Origin of the sequence: Thalassotalea agarivorans, assembly GCF_030295955.1 — a bacterium.
In the GTDB taxonomy this organism is placed as follows: Bacteria; Pseudomonadota; Gammaproteobacteria; order Enterobacterales; family Alteromonadaceae; genus Thalassotalea_D; species Thalassotalea_D agarivorans.
This window is the reverse complement of record NZ_AP027363.1, coordinates 837,612-852,652: the sequence shown is the minus strand read 5'-3', so window position 1 is coordinate 852,652 and position 15,041 is coordinate 837,612. Positions and strand designations below refer to the sequence as shown.

18 protein-coding genes are annotated in these 15,041 nt (G+C 41.8%); 7 read left to right on the top strand and 11 right to left on the bottom strand.

Features of this window, described 5'->3' with window-relative positions:
• Positions 1-34 precede the first annotated feature (34 nt).
• Complete coding sequence (locus QUD85_RS03975; protein ID WP_093327713.1) at positions 35-931, bottom strand: hydrogen peroxide-inducible genes activator; 897 nt, start codon at positions 929-931, stop codon at positions 35-37.
• A 199-nt stretch (positions 932-1,130) separates the two neighbouring features.
• On the opposite strand from QUD85_RS03975, the gene QUD85_RS03970 reads away from it, so the two are divergent.
• Entirely contained in the window at positions 1,131-2,201 is a 1,071-nt protein-coding gene (locus QUD85_RS03970; protein WP_093327715.1) for a DUF1254 domain-containing protein, read from the top strand.
• A gap of 9 nt (positions 2,202-2,210) precedes the next feature.
• Here QUD85_RS03970 and QUD85_RS03965 read toward each other — a convergent pair whose 3' ends face one another.
• The 8 genes from QUD85_RS03965 to queA all read right to left on the bottom strand — a co-directional run bounded on the left by QUD85_RS03965 (position 2,211) and on the right by queA (position 9,332).
• The gene (locus tag QUD85_RS03965) at positions 2,211-2,567 is read right to left on the bottom strand and encodes a hypothetical protein (protein WP_093327716.1); all 357 of its coding nucleotides are present in this window, start codon (positions 2,565-2,567) and stop codon (positions 2,211-2,213) included.
• On the bottom strand, positions 2,522-2,791 hold the full coding sequence (locus tag QUD85_RS03960; protein ID WP_093327718.1) for a type II secretion system protein: 270 nt from the start codon (positions 2,789-2,791) through the stop codon (positions 2,522-2,524). Before QUD85_RS03960 ends, QUD85_RS03965 begins: the two co-directional genes overlap by 46 nt.
• A gap of 144 nt (positions 2,792-2,935) precedes the next feature.
• A complete protein-coding gene (locus QUD85_RS03955) occupies positions 2,936-3,676 on the bottom strand; it encodes a DUF6090 family protein (RefSeq protein WP_093327720.1) in 741 nt (246 codons plus the stop codon).
• 154 nt (positions 3,677-3,830) lie between these two features.
• Positions 3,831-4,778, bottom strand: coding sequence for a protein translocase subunit SecF (gene secF, locus QUD85_RS03950; RefSeq protein ID WP_093327721.1), 948 nt, complete (start codon positions 4,776-4,778; stop codon positions 3,831-3,833).
• A 9-nt stretch (positions 4,779-4,787) separates the two neighbouring features.
• Positions 4,788-6,635: a protein translocase subunit SecD gene (gene secD / locus QUD85_RS03945; protein WP_093327723.1), complete on the bottom strand. Its 1,848-nt coding sequence runs from the start codon at positions 6,633-6,635 to the stop codon at positions 4,788-4,790.
• Positions 6,636-6,710: 75 nt separating this feature from the next.
• Positions 6,711-7,046: a preprotein translocase subunit YajC gene (yajC, locus tag QUD85_RS03940; protein WP_093327724.1), complete on the bottom strand. Its 336-nt coding sequence runs from the start codon at positions 7,044-7,046 to the stop codon at positions 6,711-6,713.
• A 22-nt stretch (positions 7,047-7,068) separates the two neighbouring features.
• Positions 7,069-8,214, bottom strand: a complete 1,146-nt coding sequence (tgt, locus tag QUD85_RS03935) for a tRNA guanosine(34) transglycosylase Tgt (RefSeq protein ID WP_407705088.1) — start codon at positions 8,212-8,214, stop codon at positions 7,069-7,071.
• A gap of 68 nt (positions 8,215-8,282) precedes the next feature.
• The gene (gene queA / locus QUD85_RS03930; protein WP_093327726.1) at positions 8,283-9,332 is read right to left on the bottom strand and encodes a tRNA preQ1(34) S-adenosylmethionine ribosyltransferase-isomerase QueA; all 1,050 of its coding nucleotides are present in this window, start codon (positions 9,330-9,332) and stop codon (positions 8,283-8,285) included.
• 350 nt (positions 9,333-9,682) lie between these two features.
• Between queA and aceK the strand changes: the two genes are divergently transcribed.
• The 4 genes from aceK to QUD85_RS03910 are packed head-to-tail and all read left to right on the top strand — an operon-like array spanning position 9,683 to position 13,101.
• Positions 9,683-11,410, top strand: a complete 1,728-nt coding sequence (gene aceK / locus QUD85_RS03925; RefSeq protein ID WP_093327727.1) for a bifunctional isocitrate dehydrogenase kinase/phosphatase — start codon at positions 9,683-9,685, stop codon at positions 11,408-11,410.
• A 47-nt stretch (positions 11,411-11,457) separates the two neighbouring features.
• Positions 11,458-11,778 (top strand): YbjQ family protein, encoded by a 321-nt coding sequence (locus tag QUD85_RS03920; RefSeq protein WP_093327729.1) that lies wholly within the window; start codon positions 11,458-11,460, stop codon positions 11,776-11,778.
• The gene (locus tag QUD85_RS03915) at positions 11,778-12,260 is read left to right on the top strand and encodes a YbjQ family protein (protein WP_093327731.1); all 483 of its coding nucleotides are present in this window, start codon (positions 11,778-11,780) and stop codon (positions 12,258-12,260) included. The genes QUD85_RS03920 and QUD85_RS03915 overlap by 1 nt, the downstream gene beginning before the upstream one ends.
• Positions 12,247-13,101: a M48 family metallopeptidase gene (locus QUD85_RS03910; protein WP_177168837.1), complete on the top strand. Its 855-nt coding sequence runs from the start codon at positions 12,247-12,249 to the stop codon at positions 13,099-13,101. The genes QUD85_RS03915 and QUD85_RS03910 overlap by 14 nt, the downstream gene beginning before the upstream one ends.
• 1 nt (position 13,102) lies before the next feature.
• On the opposite strand, the gene QUD85_RS03905 is transcribed toward QUD85_RS03910, so the two are convergent.
• A complete protein-coding gene (locus QUD85_RS03905; RefSeq protein ID WP_093327734.1) occupies positions 13,103-13,651 on the bottom strand; it encodes a DUF3833 domain-containing protein in 549 nt (182 codons plus the stop codon).
• Entirely contained in the window at positions 13,651-14,145 is a 495-nt protein-coding gene (locus QUD85_RS03900) for a DUF2878 family protein (protein WP_093327735.1), read from the bottom strand. Before QUD85_RS03900 ends, QUD85_RS03905 begins: the two co-directional genes overlap by 1 nt.
• 154 nt (positions 14,146-14,299) lie before the next feature.
• On the opposite strand from QUD85_RS03900, the gene QUD85_RS03895 reads away from it, so the two are divergent.
• On the top strand, positions 14,300-14,602 hold the full coding sequence (locus tag QUD85_RS03895) for a hypothetical protein (RefSeq protein ID WP_093327737.1): 303 nt from the start codon (positions 14,300-14,302) through the stop codon (positions 14,600-14,602).
• Positions 14,595-14,984, top strand: a complete 390-nt coding sequence (gene gloA2 / locus QUD85_RS03890; RefSeq protein WP_093327739.1) for an SMU1112c/YaeR family gloxylase I-like metalloprotein — start codon at positions 14,595-14,597, stop codon at positions 14,982-14,984. The genes QUD85_RS03895 and gloA2 overlap by 8 nt, the downstream gene beginning before the upstream one ends.
• Positions 14,985-15,041 lie beyond the last annotated feature (57 nt).

Below are 15,041 nucleotides of genomic sequence, written 5' to 3'. Positions count from 1 at the left end.
GTGTTGGATGTTCAAAAAGTTGTAAATTTTTTCATTATTTTTCGAGAAGATTAGACACTATCTCGCCAATTTGGCTAAACGCCTGTCGTCTTAGGCTTGTAGAGCGCCATAACATACCGATTTCACGATACCTATCCCCTTTAAATGGCTCGATAGCAATATCCGCCAATTGGCCTACACCTTTTTTAACCGCCATTTCTGGCAAGAAAGTAAAACCGTGATGAAACGCGGTCATTTGCACGAGCGTCGATATACTGGCGGCGGAGAATGGGTGAATACGCGTTTTATCTTCAACGTTACAAGCCGACAAGGCATGCTCTGTCATACAGTGCTCGTCTGATAACAAAAAGACACTACCTTCAGGAAGTTGTTCATAATCTTGGCTAGGTTTAAATCGCTCTATTAAGTGCTTATCACCCGCCATATAAAAATGGTCTTTACCTAGCACCTTGGTTTGAAAACTGCCGGTCTCAACTGGCAGGGCTAAAATCGCGGTATCGATATCGCCATTAGCCAGCTTAAGCAATAAATTTTCTGTAGTATCTTCATCTAGATATAAAGAGAGATCAGGTAGCTTTTGTTGGCTTTCAAATACCAAGTCAGTGAGCAAATAAGGTGCAATTGTGGGAATACAGCCAATGCGAATACTGCCTTTACAAGGGTCGCCTTGTTGCTCGGCAAAATCCATCATTTCGGTTGCGTTAACAATGAGCTGCCTAGCCATCTCAACGACACGCTCACCCTGAGGGGTAAAGATAAACGATTTGTGATCGCGCTCAATAAGCTGGCAGCCCATTTGCTCTTCAAGCTTGACAATCGCACTACTTAACGTTGATTGACTAACAAAGCTTGCTTGCGCCGCTTTGTTAAAGTGTTGGTATTTATGCAGCGCCACTAAGTACTGCAAATGGCGAAGATTCGGTAAGTTCATAAGCACCTTTTAATCTATATTTACTATTAACTGAATAATTTAGATTAGTTATACAGATTAAACAAGTGTTTGTTTTTTGTTGGAGAACAAACTACATGGAAAATTCTTAAACAACTATGTCTAGCGTGACATCGGCAACGTTATCAACTATATCAATAAGGTAGACAACGTTTTATTCACTCAAATAGGAGTTTCACCATTGAAAACAAGTACCTTGTTCATTACCCTTTTTGTCGTCAGTTTATTGATTGTGTCATGCGAAAAACCAACACCTAAACAAGCTGCTGAAAAGCCCGAAAAAACACAAGGCATTTATGTCGATGAGTCCAACTTTACCCTTGCCGAAACTGATCGCTATTTTGCCGATCACAGCAAAGACTATGCAGTGAATACCTTTAGACACTCCAGAACTATGTCTAGCAAAGACAATCAATTTGTTGTGCGAGAAAATCAAGATGTGATGTACAGCCATGCCGTGGTCGATATTTCGCAAGGCGCAACGCTATCGAACCCTAGTTGGGATGTCTATTCTGTTATTCAAGTGATTGATGAAAACCAATATACCATTGACGTAATTTACCCAGGTGAGGAGCGCACTTTCACCACAGAAGACGTTTCTACAGGTAACCACCTTTTTCTCAATACGCGAACAGGCGTGCGCTCGCTTGATGAAGCAGGTTTTGTAGAAGCGCATCAACACCAAGACAATATCAGAATAGCTGCAAATTCGGCAAACCCTTATGTAGCGAAAGGTTTCGATAAAGCATCGTTAGACGAAACAAGGACTCGACTAAAAGCTCGCATGTCGGAAGCAATCTATCCAGAATACTATTTTGGCAATAAGGATGAAGTAGAAGCGACACAGTTTCTTATCGCCTCGGCTGTGGGCATTTTTGGCTTGCCAATAAAGGATGCGGCATACCTAAATACCATCCAGCCAACCGGTCAAGCCAAACAAGGCGCACCATCTAAAATCACCTTGACGGTGCCGCCACTGCAATTTGATAAAGGCGGCTTTTTCTCTGTGACCACTTATGGCAGCAAAGGTTGGATTGTAACCGATAATTTTGCGTTAAATAATCGACAAGCGCAGCCAAATGACGATGGCAGTTATACCTTTTATTTCAACACGCCTGGACAAGCCAATAACATCGACGTTGAGCCTGACTGGGCGATATTAATTCGCTTGTACGCACCAAATAGTACAGAAGATATTATGGCGTATATGAAAGATGCCGAGAAAAATATACGAATAGAACTTGTGGAATAGCTAAAACAGCTAGCAGTCATCTGTTTCAACAATGATTTGATATTCAGTGCTGCTAGCATTGTTTGTGCCTCCAGGCTCTATGTAACGTACGTAACATTTAGCGCCTGTAGCAGAGCCATCATCATTCCTTAATCCAAAGCCAACGCGAACATGGCTACTTGAGCTATTTTGTGACGTTTGGCAATTACTATTACCACTGCCAAAACAAACATCAAAATCTCCTTGCTCAAAGTCCTTATTTCCCAGATTCATTAAGTCTAATATACCTAAACCAAATTCAGCTTCTGCTTCTGGGTAGCCGTATTTCAGCTCTAAGTAACCTAGGTTTGTTTCGATCGAGGGAAAACCGTCTCTATTAGGATCCATATCATTGGGGCAATTGTCCTTTCGGCATGTTCCGTACCATGAATAACCGCTTCTGAATATGCTAGCGTTGCTACACTTTCCATGGCCGCTTTTACACCTTCTAGATCGGCTATTTTTGCGTCAGTTTGTATATTGACAAATTTAGGTAATACTGTGACCGCTAAAATCCCTAAAATGACGATTACTGCAACAAGTTCTATTAAGGTAAAGCCTTTGTTTTTCATAGGTAAACTCTTTACAAAACGTTTATATTCACTGTAGCTTGTTTTTTAACCTGCAATTAAAACAATAATCTAACTTTTTACAAACGTAAATAAAATTAAATTCTGCTGCTGTATTTTGGCGACTCGATTACGGATATTTGCCTGCTAGCCGCCCATCAATAGCGACAGTATGTTAGCTTGTTGTCGCTTTGCAGTTTGAACATTTAGGCGTTGCATTTCAGTCAATATCAACTTCATTGATACCGCATTTTCTAATGCAGGGGAAGACAATAAAGCATTTTGGTCAAACGGAAATTGACTTTCCGGCATATGCTTAATCCAGCCAGTCATCGCAATAGAACTTTTCCAGCGGTACAAATCTTGCCAGCCTTCCGCCATTGTATCTTGGTGACTAGAGATAGACTCTACCAACATTTGGTTGTTTCTGATTGCCGTTTTCCACTCCAATAAGGCATCTTTCAACACTAGATCATTGAGTAAATCAATGTCGCCAGAGTCAACAAATTGATCGAATACTATTGTGCGAGGAGTATAGCTAGGGTTCCAAAAATAAACAGCGATGTAGTTATAGATTTTGTTGTCTTCTGCTATCTCTGGCTCGGGTCCCATTAGTGATAAGAAGGCGGATAACTCGCCCGTAACAGTAGTTAAATCTTTGATGGCTTGCTCTACCGCTAGTTGGTTTTGTTCAAATTCGGCTGTCAATTTTATGCGCCACGCTTGTACTTTCTGCTGATCATTCTTGTCTTGATTCCAATTAGCGATTTGTAACGCAAATAAAATACCAAAAACAATCAGTACAATTTCACCCAACGCATAAACCAAATAAGTACTTAACTTTTTCTTTAACAAGTAAAAACGTCGCTGTTTTGAAAATACACGCATTAATTACACGCCTTGTTTGTTCATAGTCTAGAGTGTATACATTGGTGTTAAATAGCGCCAATTTGGTAGACGTTTAATCGCTTATTTAATGCAGAAAAAAAACAAAAAAAGCCCCTAACGCTAGGGGCTTTTTTACAGATTAGACAATTAAGCGTTAAGGCAATAATTGCTCGTGGTCTGCACCTTCTTTTTCAACCACTTCAGGGATAAGGTCTTCTTTAGAAATACCTAGACCAAGGGCAACAGAACTTGCCACGTAGATTGAAGAGTATGTACCAACAAATACACCAAACAATAGCGCAGTTGCAAAGCCGTGGATAAGCTCACCACCTAAGGTGAACAAGGCCGCAAGTACAAGCAAAGTTGTAATTGAGGTAATGATGGTACGGCTAAACGTTTGCGTTAAAGAAATATTGATGATTTCTTCTGGGTCTGCAATACGCTCTTTTCTGAAGTTCTCACGAATACGGTCTGATACAACAATGGTATCATTCAATGAATAACCGATAACCGCCAATATTGCTGCAAGTACGGTAAGGTCAAATTCCAAGCCAAGTAGCGAGAACAAACCTAACGTCAATACAACATCGTGGAAAAGTGCGGCAACAGAGCCTAGGGCGAAACGCCATTCAAAACGAAACGCAACATAAACCAAGATACAGATAAGCGCTGTTAAAACAGCAAGGCCACCTTGTTCGGTGAGCTCGTCACCAACACTTGCACCAACAAATTCAATACGGCGCATTTCGATTGCTTGGCCCGTACCTGTTTGAAGTGCAGTAACAATGTCGTTACCTAAGGTTTCTGCTTTTTCATCACGTTGACCTAAACGAATAACCACATCTTTTGAGCTACCGTATAACTTAACAACCGCATCTGGATAGCCGTTATCCGTCATGACTTGACGAATTTGAGCCAGGTCAGCTGATTGTTCAAAGCCAACTTCTACCAACACACCGCCGGTAAAGTCGAGACCAAAATTAAGCTTGTTGGTTGCCAACGAGGCTATAGCGGCTAGCATTAACACCAATGAGAATATCATTGCGCCTTTACGAAAGCGCATGAAACTAACGGTACTGTCTAGTTTTAATATTTGAAACATGAGCTTTCCTTAAACCGATAACTTGTCTAGCTTCTTACCGCCCCAAGCGCCGTTAACAACAACACGGGTTAGTAAAATAGCAGTAAACATCGACGTAATAATACCGATAGATAATGTTACGGCGAAACCTTTGATTGGACCCGTACCTACCGCAAACAAGATTAGTGCTGCGATTAGCGTGGTAATGTTGGCATCCAAAATGGTTGAGAACGCAGAGTCGTAACCTTGATGAATAGACTGTTGCACCGATTTACCAGCACGAATCTCTTCACGTATACGCTCAAATATCAGCACGTTTGCATCAACCGCCATACCTACGGTCAAAACGATACCAGCCATACCCGGCAAGGTAAGTGTTGCGCCCGGAATCATCGACATAATACCGATAATTAATACCAGGTTTGCACCTAGCGCTAAGTTAGCAACTAAACCAAAGGCACGATAGTAAATCGCCATAAACAAGAACACTAAACCAAAGCCAACCAAGATAGCTTGGAAACCTGATTTAACGTTTTCAGCACCTAGCGATGGACCTACGGTGCGTTCTTCAACAATTTGAATAGGCGCGATTAAGGCACCAGCACGTAGCAACAACGCAAGGTTATGTGCTTCAGCCGGTGAATCCAAACCTGTAATTCTAAACGACTTGTTTAAACGCGATTGAATCGTTGCAATCGAAATAATTTCTTCATGCTTTTCGAAGATGGTATTGCCTTCAGCATCTTTGCGATCTGTTGGCTTGTATTCGATAAATACTGTCGCCATTGGCTTACCAATGTTCGATTTAGTGGCGTTAGACATGCGCGTACCACCAGCAGAATCTAGCGAAATGTTAACTTGTGGACGGCTGTTTTCGTCAAAGCCTGAACCTGCATCTACAATGTGGTCACCAGTTAGCATGATACGTTTTTTAATTAAACTTGGACGACCATTGGCATCTTCAAGTAATTGTGAGCCTGGCGGTACACGGCCATTTAATGCCGCTGACAAATCGCCATTTTGATCAACCAAGCGAAATTCGATTGTTGCTGTCGCATTCAAAATTTCTTTTGCTTGAGCACTGTCTTGAACACCAGGTAATTCGATTACGATGTTCTTTTGACCTTGGCGCTGAACAAGTGGTTCTGCAACACCTAATTCGTTAACACGGTTACGAATAATGGTAATGTTTTGCTCTAATGCGTATTCACGAATTTCTTTTAATTTTTGGTCAGTGAAGCTAACTTTTAAAGTCAGGTTGTCTTCATTGGCGCGGTAAACAAAATCATTATTACGACGGCTTAAATAGTTTTCTGCTTTATCAATGTCTTCAACATTTCTAAATTGAATTTCAATATCATCACCAGCAGCTTTAACTGTGCGGTAACGAATCTTTTCGCTACGTAGCTCTGTGCGTATGTCACCTATCATGCCTTCTTGCGCTTTTTTCACCGCTTCTTTCATGTTGACTTCCATGGTGAAACTTAAACCACCACTTAGGTCAAGACCAAGCTTCATTGGACTACCGCCCAAGGCTTCTAGCCATTCAGGTGTCGCAGGCGTAAGATTTAAAGCAACAGAAAATTGCTTACCTAAGTTACCATCTAGCACGTCTCGCGCTTTTAACTGATTTTCAGTATTGGTAAAACGTACAAGTACTTGCCCGTTGTCTAATTCGATATTACTAAAAGCAATGTCTGCAGATTCTAAGTCTGCCTTAACAGTGTCTAGTGTTTGTGTCGTCGCTTGAGCACCTCTAAGCCCTGAAATTTGTACGGCAGGATCTTCTCCGTACAAGTTAGGCGAGGCGTATAACAAACCAATGGCGACAACGAAAACCACCACTAGCGTTTTCCATAATGGATTTTTGTTTAACACAAGTTCATCCTAGCTAATCATTGTTGTGAAGTTTCCCCTAAACAAAAATGCCCGCTAATTTGCGGGCATATTCGATTAAAGAGACTTCATTGTACCTTTCGGTAAAACAGCAGACACAGCCGCTTTTTGTACAGCAACTTCTGTACCTTCAGCAATGGCAATTACCATAAAGTCTTTGTCTTCAGACACTTTAGTAATTTTGCCAATAAGGCCGCCTTGCGTAAGCACTTCGTCGCCTTTTGATAAGGCTGTCATCAAGTTTTTGTGCTCTTTAACACGCTTTGCTTGTGGGCGATAGATCATGAAATAAAACACTAAACCAAATACAGCTAACATGATTAACATGTCAAAGCCTGCACCTTGTGGTGCTGGTTGTGCTGCCGCATGGGCTGTCGAAATAAATAAACTCATAATATCCTCTTGTTTTAATTATTTAATCTGTTGTTTCACTACCTGCTAGTGGTGGCACTTCCTTACCACGACGAGCATAAAAATCTGCAACAAAGTCGTCTAATTTACCTTGCTCAATTGCGTCTCGCAATCCTTTCATCAACCTTTGGTAATAGGCAAGGTTGTGAATTGTATTTAACTGCGAACCCAGAATTTCGTTACATTTGTCTAAGTGATGCAAATAGGCCTTAGAATAATTTTTACAGGTGTAACAATCACACTCTGGATCTAAAGGTCCTGTATCGGTTTTGTTTTTTGCATTACGAATTTTTACTACGCCGTCAGTCACAAACAAATGTCCGTTACGTGCATTACGCGTTGGCATAACGCAATCGAACATGTCGATACCACGGCGAACACCTTCAACGAGGTCTTCTGGCTTCCCTACTCCCATTAGATATCGGGGCTTATTTTCAGGAATCAAGTCTGGTGTGTGATCTAATATGCGAATCATATCTTCTTTCGGTTCACCCACCGACAAACCGCCAATGGCATAACCGTCAAACTCAATTGATTTCAAGCCTTCGATTGAGGTTTCGCGTAAATCTTCATACATGCCGCCTTGCACAATACCAAATAAGGCATTTGGATTGTCGCCGTGTGCATCTTTACTGCGCTGCGCCCAACGGAGTGACATTTCCATTGAGTCTTTTGCTTCTTTGTGGGTTGCTGGATATGGCGTACATTCGTCAAAGATCATCACAATGTCAGAGCCTAATTTGCGCTGCACTTCCATTGACCTTTCTGGCGTTAACATGATTTTTTCACCGTTTACCGGCGAACTAAACTTAACGCCCTCTTCGGTAATTTTGCGCATTGCACCTAAGCTAAACACTTGGAAGCCGCCTGAATCGGTTAAGATCGGCTTGTCCCAATTGATGAAATCATGCAGGTCACCATGTTGTTCAATGATGTCGGTGCCCGGGCGAAGCATTAAGTGAAAGGTATTGCCTAGAATAATCTCGGCACCAATTTCTTTGATTTCTTCTGCTTTCATACCTTTTACCGTACCGTAGGTACCCACTGGCATAAATGCAGGTGTTTCAACCGTACCGCGTTCAAACGTCAAGCGGCCACGGCGCGCTTTTCCGTCTTTACCTAGCAGGTCATATGTCATTTTTTGTTTCATCTGTTTTCCTTAGCCCACCAGCGAAACAGGCCGGCGGCAAAAATGCAGTTAATGGTTTGATTAACCGCTTACTTGCTTGTTTTTTTGTTGAGCAACATAGCGTCGCCGTAAGAGAAAAATCGATATTTTTCTGTAACAGCATGCTGATAAGCCGACATGATATTGTCATAGCCAGCAAATGCGCTTACAAGCATCAACAAGGTAGATTCAGATAAGTGAAAGTTAGTCACTAACGCATCAACCACTTTGAACTCAAAGCCAGGCGTTATAAAAATATCTGTATCACCGTAAAATTCAGTTAAAGGCTGGCCTTTCTCTGCGCTAACCTTAGCTGCACTTTCTAGCGAGCGCACCGATGTTGTGCCTACGGCAACAACGCGACCACCGCTCGCTTTCGTTTGATTAATTTGATCGACCACCGCCTGCGGAACTTCTACATACTCGGCATGCATTATGTGGTCGGCAATTTCGTCGACACGCACTGGCTGGAAAGTTCCTGCGCCTACATGCAGTGTAATAAACGCCAGTTCAACACCTTTGTCTTTAAGTTGTTGCAACAAGGTTTCATCAAAATGTAGGCCAGCGGTTGGCGCTGCGACAGCACCTGGCTTTTCATTGTAAACCGTTTGATAACGCTCTTTGTCGCTGTCTTCGTCTGGGCGATCAATATAAGGAGGCAACGGCATATGGCCGATGTCTTCCAATATATTTAAGACGTTTTTGTCGCTATCAAAGGCAATTTCAAATAGCGCGTCATGTCTAGCCACCATAGTGGCGTTAACTGTGCCTTCAAGAATTAATTTAGCACCTGGTTTTGGCGCTTTACTTGAACGCACGTGTGCAAGCACGCGTTTATCGTCTAGCATACGCTCTACTAACACTTCTATTTTGCCGCCACTTTCTTTTTGGCCAAACATACGAGCCGGTATAACGCGGGTATTGTTGAACACCAATAAATCACCTGCATTGAGTTGATTGATGATATCGGTAAAGGCAAGATCCTGACGTTGACCAGAGTCACCATCTAAGGTCATTAGACGACTTTGGGTACGCTCCGCTTTAGGATAGCGAGCGATGAGTTCTTCAGGAAGTTCAAAAGCAAAATCTGATACGCGCATACAGGCTGTTAAAAATAGCAATAAAAAACTGCGCAAGTTTAGAGTTTTCGGGGCGTTTTGGCAAGTTTAAGGTGTGTTTTTAACCGATAAAAGTGTTAACAAATTTACTTTCGTGATCGCTATTTAATGTGTGGATGTTTAGCTGTTTATTGCTTACACAGTTTGACTTACCTTGGTTTTATATTCGCTTTATATTCACGTTTATCTTTAGTTAACGAAACGACCAGAGTTTTAGCGACTAAACGAAAAATAACCATTAATCTAAAAAATATGCGCCATAACTAAAAAAAACAGGTGATTCATAGCCTCAGTGCAGTATATTGATAGGCAGTAACAGTTGGGGTTTTTTAATGACGAATCTAGCTTTTGCAATTGCAAAAACCATCCTTAATGGCTTTGAACGCCACATCTTTTTATTTAGCGAAATTACCGCCAGTGCAAAAGATCGCTTTGAAAAGCGAGAATGGCAAGAAGTGCAAGACGCTGCCAAAGCACGTACCGACTTTTATGATCTGCGTGTCAAAGAAGCGATAGAAACGATTAAACAAGATTTTTTTGTTAAACAACTCGATCCAGATTTATGGCAAGCGGTAAAAATGCATTATGAAAAGCTCTTGCTTGCACACGACCAGCCCGAATTGGCAGAAAGTTTTTATAATTCGGTGTTCTGTTTCTTGTTTGAACGCAAATATTATTTAAACACTTATATTTTTGTGGAATCGAGTGAAGCCAGTGTAAATCTTGCCTGTGCACCCATTTATACCCGCTACCAGCCTAAAAATGGCGAGCTCAAAAGCGTTATCCAAGAGATCTTAAATAAACCTAAGTTCAACATATCTTTTCACAACTTAGAACGTGACATCGAGCGGTTGATTTCAGCGTTCGCTAGTACAGCAGAGAAAACACGCTACAACGAAGAACGCCTAATATTGGATATCCTAGACAGTGTGTTTTACCGAAATAAAGGGGCTTATATTATTGGCAGAGTGCTTTCTCCTAAAGGTGAAACGCCCTTTATCGTGTCGCTCGTGATTAACGAGCAAAATCAAATAGAAATTGATGCGCTGCTAACCAACTCAGAAGAAATGGCGGTTGTGTTTGGTTTCGCTCGCGCCTACTTTTTTGTAGACTGCCCGCATCCAAAAAGCTTGGTTAATTTTCTGCACGGTTTAATACCACATAAAACCTACGCTGAATTATATTCATCCATTGGTTTTCACAAGCAAGGTAAAACACAGTTTTATCGCGACTTTCTTAACCATTTAGCAAATAGTGACGATGATTTTGAACTAGCACCCGGGATTAAAGGCATGGTGATGTCAGTATTTACCTTACCTAGCTACCCTTACGTGTTTAAAATCATTAAAGATAAATTTGCGCCTAGTAAAAAAATGACCAAGCAAGATGTCAAAGGGAAATATCGACTGGTCAAACTGCATGACCGTGTAGGCCGTATGGCAGATACTATGGAATATTCAGAAGTTGCCTTTCCTAAAAACCGTTTTTCTGACGAATTGATGGAAGAACTGACCAAGGTCGCCCCTTCGATTATTCGCTATGAAGACGACTTGATCATTATTCAGCATTTGTATATTGAACGTCGCATGACGCCATTAAACCTCTATTTAGCCGAGGCGTCTGACGATGAAATTGACAATGCGATGTACGGCTATGGTAAGGCAATCAAACAGCTGATTGCAGCCGATATTTTTCCTGGTGACATGTTATTGAAAAACTTTGGTGTCACCCGACACGGTCGCGTTATTTTTTATGATTACGATGAAATTACCTATATGAATGAGGTTAATTTTCGCGTTAAACCACAGCCGATAACAGAAGAGCAAATTTATGCCGCGGAACCTTGGTACACCGTAGAACCTGGCGATATGTTTCCTGAAGAATTGGCAACCTTTGCGCTAGCAAACCCAAAATATCGTAATGCCTTTATGAAGTATCACGCTGACTTGCTTGAAGCGAGTTGCTGGCAGCAACGCCAACAAAATATTGCGCGTGGCGTATTTGAAGATGTATTCCCATACCCTGAAACACTTCGTTTCAAAAACCTATTTGATTCCTAAAATCAGTATGGTTTAATGATGCAAAACAATGACATAAAGATTTATACATGATCATAAGCAACATTGAACAAGTTCCGGGCAAAGTCGTTACACAGCATTTAGGTTTGGTACAAGGCAGTACAGTACGTGCAAAACATGCTGGCCGCGACATTATGGCTGGGCTAAAAAATATTTTTGGTGGCGAGCTTGGCGGTTACACTGAGCTTTTGCAAGAGTCTCGTGAAGAAGCGATAAGCCGTATGATAGCGCAAGCAGAAGCCCTTGGCGCAAATGGTGTCATCAACGTGCGTTTTTCAACGTCGGCTATTACCGCAGGCGCCTCAGAAATATTAGCCTATGGCACCGCGGTGCAATTAAGAGAAGCCTAATGGAAGGTTTTCCTATCCAGCTGATCATCTTTCTTTCTTTGCTGTTGCTCGGTTTCCTATTTGGACGCTTAGCGGAACGCAATCATTATGCCCGTATTAGCCTAAATGAGCGTAAACTTGGCAACATTATTATGCTTGCTGATAAAACTCCACCTAGAGAGTTTGAAGGGCTTGAACACACCTTAGTCTTAGGAAGCGTGGTGATTTCTGTTGATTATTTCAAAATGATAAGCGCTGGCCTTAAATCTATTTTTGGTGGACGCTTACGCACCTACGAAAGCCTAATCGATAGAGCCCGAAGAGAAGCACTTATTCGCATGCAACAAGAAGCGCAATCACTTAATGCCAAAGGTGTTATCAACGTGAGATTTGAAACCAGTCGCATTTCCGGTAACGCACAAAATGGTATCGGTAGTGTGGAGGTACTTGCCTACGGTACGGCGTTTTTTCCAAAGCAAACGCAGCAACATGTTACCGCGTAAAAATCCCGTATTTAAAGAAAACGTCAATGCCAGTAGTGAGCACCCACTAAAGGAGTTTGCTCTACTTGTCGCTGGCGTTTTACTCATTGCAATTGTGATCATTTTTGCTATTTCGATCGCTACTAGATTGTTTGCGACCTCGATACCCTTCCAGTGGGAAGTGGATGTTGTAGAAACATTCGATCCAGAATTTATTGCACAGTCGCAAGAAATAGAGATTTCAAAGCAACAAGCGCTTGGCCAATTAGTGGACAAACTTGTCGCCAAAGCAGACCTGCCAGAAGGTATGGAAATCCACCCTTATTTGATTCATCAAGCAGAAGCCAACGCGTTTGCCACCTTGGGCGGCAATATTTTTGTAGCTGACGCCTTGATTGCTAATGTGTCGTCAGAAAATGCCTTGTCTATGGTGATTGCCCATGAGTTGGGGCACATTTATTATCGCCATCCTATTCAACAATTTGCCAGTGCCGCAAGTTTACAGTTAGCGTTTACATTGATATTTGGCAGTGAGAATTCATTTGGTCAAGAAACGTTAATCGGTCATAGCGCTGGCGTTGCTACCTTGTCTTTTGGCAGAGATATGGAACGTGAAGCCGATGAATTTGCATTGTCTTTGTTAAGGAAAGTGTATGGCCATACCTATGGCGCTGAAGAGTTTTTCACTTATATCCAAAGCCAACATGAAAGCGATGAACATTTGCTGATTTATAGCAGTCACCCTGGCACAGAGGAACGTATAGAGACGATAGCAAACGCCCAGAAAAATGACTTAGCTAAACCGTTAGTGCCAATGAGCTCAGAACTTAAAGCTTTAGTGCCTGAAGAAGAAAGCAACTAGCCTACATATTCAACACGCGGCTGTTATCTACTTTCTCAAAAAAAATCGTAACAGTCGCGACCGTAATACCAAACTTTTTGATCAGCGCAACATTCATTACATGGTTTTTGTCTATCATTACCATTTTATCATCGAACGTCACTTTGTAGGTGGTATCGTCTACCGGCAAATTCATCTCGTATTCCCAAAATAGCACACTGCCTGACTGCTGCCCTTGTGCTGTGCCGATAATATCGTCCGCTCTGCCTTGGTATTGATTGTCAGACACTTTTGTCAGCAACCATTTTCGAAACTGTTCTTCGCCATCGTCATAAAAAAAGTATTCATCTAGCACACCTTCATTGCCGTCCCAACTGCCATAGATGTCTACAGTAAAGCGGCGGATAAAATCTCCACTGGCATCTTGTACTGTACCGTACGCTTTTACTTTGCCATTAAAGAAGGTCTCTAACTTAAACACCGGCTGGCTTTGGGCGTAGTCTTCTATCGATTGGCTACAGGCACTTAACAGCAAGACAAAAGCGAAAACAATAGCGAATATTCGAACCATTAGGATTTACTCCTTAAATACTTAACAAGCGGTAAAACACCAGCCCAAAACAAGATGTAACATACAAGGAACTCCGTGCGTTGCCAGTCGATTGCAATAGCACCTGCTTTGTAAGCAGCAAAATAACTCGATGGCCCTGCTATTGCAGAAAGTAATGCCATATTGATAAAGCTTAGACTAAATTTGTCGACAAAGACGAGTGCAAAGCGGGCGAAACAGAACCATATAAAGGCGAGCCAAATCGGCGACAAAGTATCAGCTGAAAAAGCAAAAAAGCCTAGGTAGGTAAACAGAAAATCAACGACAATACCAAGAAGCGCGATTGTCGTTAATTGTTGCCACTTAACCTTTGATGGAAAGCTGCATTCTAACCAGGCTAGTGCTAGCGCTGCTGCTAAAATCGGGACTTGAAAAACAACACAAACAATCCAAATGACATTAAAGGTTAATCCATGCCAAAACAGCCCAGAATTTTTCCAAAAATCTAATTGCATCTTGCCTTCTCATCTCGTTACTTTTACTGTTATACGCAGCGTTGATGCAATTGGTTTACGCTTTTGTGCGCAAATTTAAACGGATGTTTAAACAGACATTCACCTATAAACCCCTTTTAAAAAGGGCACGTCACTCTTATAGAGAGAATACATTATGTTGGTAGTCACGGTGATAGCTTCAATCTGGTTTTTATTACTGCTTTTTCTCTGTTTTTCGCAGCTGCAATATCTAAAATCATTTAAAGCGGAAGAACCAAAGTTGTGGCAAGAGGCTGTTGGAAATGGCACAGGAAAATTTCCTATCGTGTATTTCTCTGCAAAAGCAAATGGTCTGCTTAAACAAACGAACAACCAACAACTAAAGGCATTATCTAGCAAACAGCAACGTGCTAAATATCTTTTTACGGGCTATGTGTTGCTCGTTATCGTGCTTTCTACGGTCTATTTTTATGCTTAAACTTCAACGTATTCATCACGTCGCCATTATTTGTGCTGACTATCCGCGTTCAAAGCACTTCTATACCGAAATACTCGGACTTAACATATTGGCAGAACATTACCGGCAAGCTCGAAACTCATACAAATTAGATTTAGCCTTACCTGATGGTGGCCAATTGGAACTGTTTTCATTTACTAATCCACCGCCAAGGTTAACGCAACCTGAAGCGCAAGGTCTGCGGCATTTAGCGTTTTCTGTGGCTTGTGTGGATGAAGCTGTTGCAATGCTCAAGCAACAAGGTATTAGCGTTGAGGGTGTGCGCGTAGACGAATTCACTGGCAAGCGCTTTACCTTTTTTCAAGATCCCGATGGATTACCGCTAGAGCTCTACGAAATCTAACTATCTCTTATGGCAGGACTTTACGCACCAACGGGCTCGCCACTTGCCTATTTAATA

Coding starts and splice junctions, on each gene's coding strand:
- QUD85_RS03975 (WP_093327713.1), bottom strand. CDS start 931: ATGAACTTACCGAATCTTCGCCATTTGCAGTACTTAGTGGCGCTGCAT.
- QUD85_RS03965 (WP_093327716.1), bottom strand. CDS start 2,567: ATGGATCCTAATAGAGACGGTTTTCCCTCGATCGAAACAAACCTAGGT.
- QUD85_RS03960 (WP_093327718.1), bottom strand. CDS start 2,791: ATGAAAAACAAAGGCTTTACCTTAATAGAACTTGTTGCAGTAATCGTC.
- QUD85_RS03955 (WP_093327720.1), bottom strand. CDS start 3,676: ATGCGTGTATTTTCAAAACAGCGACGTTTTTACTTGTTAAAGAAAAAG.
- secF (WP_093327721.1), bottom strand. CDS start 4,778: ATGTTTCAAATATTAAAACTAGACAGTACCGTTAGTTTCATGCGCTTT.
- yajC (WP_093327724.1), bottom strand. CDS start 7,046: ATGAGTTTATTTATTTCGACAGCCCATGCGGCAGCACAACCAGCACCA.
- tgt (WP_407705088.1), bottom strand. CDS start 8,214: ATGAAACAAAAAATGACATATGACCTGCTAGGTAAAGACGGAAAAGCG.
- queA (WP_093327726.1), bottom strand. CDS start 9,332: ATGCGCGTATCAGATTTTGCTTTTGAACTTCCTGAAGAACTCATCGCT.
- aceK (WP_093327727.1), top strand. CDS start 9,683: ATGACGAATCTAGCTTTTGCAATTGCAAAAACCATCCTTAATGGCTTT.
- QUD85_RS03920 (WP_093327729.1), top strand. CDS start 11,458: ATGATCATAAGCAACATTGAACAAGTTCCGGGCAAAGTCGTTACACAG.
- QUD85_RS03915 (WP_093327731.1), top strand. CDS start 11,778: ATGGAAGGTTTTCCTATCCAGCTGATCATCTTTCTTTCTTTGCTGTTG.
- QUD85_RS03910 (WP_177168837.1), top strand. CDS start 12,247: ATGTTACCGCGTAAAAATCCCGTATTTAAAGAAAACGTCAATGCCAGT.
- QUD85_RS03905 (WP_093327734.1), bottom strand. CDS start 13,651: ATGGTTCGAATATTCGCTATTGTTTTCGCTTTTGTCTTGCTGTTAAGT.
- QUD85_RS03900 (WP_093327735.1), bottom strand. CDS start 14,145: ATGCAATTAGATTTTTGGAAAAATTCTGGGCTGTTTTGGCATGGATTA.
- QUD85_RS03895 (WP_093327737.1), top strand. CDS start 14,300: ATGTTGGTAGTCACGGTGATAGCTTCAATCTGGTTTTTATTACTGCTT.
- gloA2 (WP_093327739.1), top strand. CDS start 14,595: ATGCTTAAACTTCAACGTATTCATCACGTCGCCATTATTTGTGCTGAC.